We start from the raw sequence: 2,799 nt of genomic DNA on the forward strand, positions 1-2,799 counted from the left end.
TTTCCTTCAGCACCGTGCCGGCGCCTTTGACGACGCCCTTGCCCGTGGTCGCCGTGCCCTTCACGGCGCCCTCGACAGGCTTCACATCTGCAGCATTGGCCGCGAACGACATGGCGACAATGGCCGCGGCGGCGGCAATCGAAACGGAATAGCGCATCTCATCATCCTCCTGAGCGGATCGGTCGATCGATCCGAAATTGGCTTAGCGAACCGGCTAACACGGCAATTTGCCCCTAGTGCGGCAGCGCAAACAGGCCGACTTTCCCTTACTTAACGGGCGAAGCTGATTGCCCGTTCCAGGCCCAATTCGGTAAGTATGGTGTCGATATGTGGTCCCGTTTGCTCATCCTCGCTCTGCTCGTGCTGCCGGCCCATGCGCTCTCGACCACGCAAGCGCTGGCCGACGCCAAGGAGCGGGTCGCCGCGCTGGCGCCGTCGGGACTGGTGTTCGTCATGGACGACGACGGCAACGAGCTGATCGCCCAGAACGCCGATGAGCCCTTCGTCCCGGCGTCCGTCGCCAAGGTCGTGACGGCCTGGCTGGCGATGGAGGTGCTGGGCGCCGACTACCGCTTCAAGACCCGTTTCTATCTGGATGACAATCGGGTGCTTTACGTTCAGGGGGGCGGCGATCCCTTCCTGATCTCCGAGGAGCTGGCGCTGCTCGCGCCCCAGCTGGTCGCCGCGATCGGCAAGGAGCCCATCACCGGCATCGTGCTCGACTCGAGCTATTACCCTTCAGATCTCCGCATTCCGGGTATCGAGGACACCAACGAGGCCTACGACGCGCTGAACTCTGCGCTTGCGGTGAACTTCAATACGATCCACGCCGTGCGCAGCGGCAACAGCGTCCGCACCGCCGAGAAGCAGACCCCGATCACGCCGCTGGCGATCAGCCAGTTCAGGGCCCGAGGCCCCAAGGGCCGCAGCCGCATCAGCCTCACCCAGGACCCGGAGGTGAGCCTGAAATACGCCGGCGAGCTGATCGCCGCGTTCATCGATCAGGCCGGCGGCAAGGTCGAGGGCGAGATCACGGTCGGACCCGTGCCGGAAGGCCTGAAGCCCGTCTACGTGCACAATCAGTCGCGCTACCTCGCCGAGATCATCCACCAGTTGCTGATCGGCTCGAACAACTACATCGCCAATCAGGTGTTCTTGGAGATCGGCGCGGAGCGCCTGGGCGGGCCCGTCAGCCTCGAGAAGTCGCTCAAGGTCGCAAACGAGATGCTCGCCAAGCACGGCCTCTCCAAGGACATCTATCTCGAAGAAGGCTCGGGCATCAGCCGCGGCAACCACTTTACCGCCCGCGGACTGACCAAGGTGCTCAATCTCTTCGTGCCTTATGCGGAGTTGCTCAAGCGCAGCCGCGGCTCCAATTACAAGACCGGAACGATGAGCGGCGTGCGCACCCTGGCGGGCTATGTCGACACCGCCAAGCACGGACGCGTGCGCTTCGTGATCGCGCTCAAGGGCAATACGGGGGCCCTGCGCTACCGTCTGATGCAAGAGATCGAGCGCGGGCTTAAAACTCAAGCCTCCCGCATCCAAGCCGACAGGAGCTGCGATCAGCGGTGTTTCGGCTTGCGCCGCGCGGATCGCGATGCCGTCTGAAGGGGCAGCTTGATCTTCATGCCGCCCGGCGTGAAGGCCGGGGCAACGCTCGGAGTCGCCAAGGGGCCGGCCGCAGCTTTGCCGCCTGTTTTCAGAAATTCCGCATGGCTGATCAGGCCCGCAATCTGCCCGGGCCGCGCCTTGCGCTCGCCCGTGCGGAACCGCTCATACGCCGTGCGGCTCAGGAAAGGCGCCTTCGCCAACCGGAGGTCTTTGTAGAAGCCCTTGGCGATCAGGAGCAGCGTGTAGACCGGACTGCTGAAGAGATAAGTGCTCCCGAGGTCCAAGCCTTCAGGCGTCGTGTGCCGCCACACTTTGAGATTTTCCTTGAGGCGGTCGGAGAGCGTCATGCCGTCGCGCGCCGCTTTCCAATATTCGGAATCCTGACGATTGTTCAGGTGGTAATGCGCCTGAATGAAGTCGCGCACCTCGTCGTAGACGCGAGCCACTTGGCGGTTATAGGCATCGGCGAGCTCGGGCTCGAAATCCTGCGTCGGCAGATAATGCTGGAGCCAGCGCACGCCGAGATCGGTCATGAAGATCGCGGTCGCCTCGAGCGGCTCGATGAAGCCGCCGGACAGACCGAGCGCGACACAGTTCTTCACCCAGGCTCTGCGCACACGGCCCGTGCGAATGGGGATGATGCGCGGCTCGCAGCCCTTGGCCTGATCGCCGTAGAACGCGAGCAGCTCCTCCATCGCCGCGTCGTCGGAGAGGAACTTGCTGGAGAAGATGTAGCCGGTGCCGACGCGCGTCGTCAGCGGGATGTTGAAATTCCAGCCGGCGGAGAAGCCCGTCGCCCGCGTCGTCGGCGCGATGATGCGCGGATCCTTGTGCGGGATCTGCACGACGGCGGCGCGGTCGTCAAGAGATAGTCGCCATACGGCTCGAACGGCTCGCCCAAAGCCTGCTGCAGGATCGAGCCGCGAAACCCCGTGCAGTCGATGACGAGATCGACGTCATGCTCGCCCCGCTCTCGCAGGCTGAGCGATTTGACGAATCCGCGCTCGTCGAGATTGACCTTGTCCACATCGTCCAGGACGTGCTTCACGCCGCGGCCGGTCGCGATGTCCTTCAGGAACCCGGCAAGCTTCGTGGCGTCGAAATGATAGGTGTAGCCGACCTCGCCGCTGAACTCCGGCTCGCCGGGACGGCGCGGCGCGAGATTGCCGCGCACGATCTCGGCGA

General features: G+C 64.0%; 3 protein-coding genes. 1 reads left to right on the forward strand and 2 read right to left on the reverse strand.

The features are described from left to right. The first annotated feature begins 327 nt into the window (after nucleotides 1-327). A complete protein-coding gene (locus AUC71_RS06235) occupies nucleotides 328-1,611 on the forward strand; it encodes a D-alanyl-D-alanine carboxypeptidase/D-alanyl-D-alanine-endopeptidase (protein WP_083238145.1) in 1,284 nt (427 codons plus the stop codon). On the opposite strand, the gene AUC71_RS06240 is transcribed toward AUC71_RS06235, so the two are convergent. Continuing rightward, on the reverse strand, nucleotides 1,566-2,459 hold the full coding sequence (locus AUC71_RS06240; RefSeq protein ID WP_069623579.1) for a tryptophan 7-halogenase: 894 nt from the start codon (nucleotides 2,457-2,459) through the stop codon (nucleotides 1,566-1,568). The genes AUC71_RS06235 and AUC71_RS06240 overlap by 46 nt on opposite strands. Then, the coding region (locus tag AUC71_RS06245) for a tryptophan 7-halogenase (RefSeq protein WP_141701492.1) at nucleotides 2,369-2,799 on the reverse strand (431 nt) is incomplete at its 5' end. The genes AUC71_RS06245 and AUC71_RS06240, both read right to left, overlap by 91 nt.

Origin of the sequence: Methyloceanibacter marginalis (assembly GCF_001723295.1) — a bacterium.
Classification (GTDB): Bacteria; Pseudomonadota; Alphaproteobacteria; order Rhizobiales; family Methyloligellaceae; genus Methyloceanibacter; species Methyloceanibacter marginalis.

What these genes read in the sequence shown, in the direction of transcription:
- AUC71_RS06235 (WP_083238145.1), top strand. Translation starts at nt 328, where the DNA reads ATGTGGTCCCGTTTGCTCATCCTCGCTCTGCTCGTGCTGCCGGCCCAT.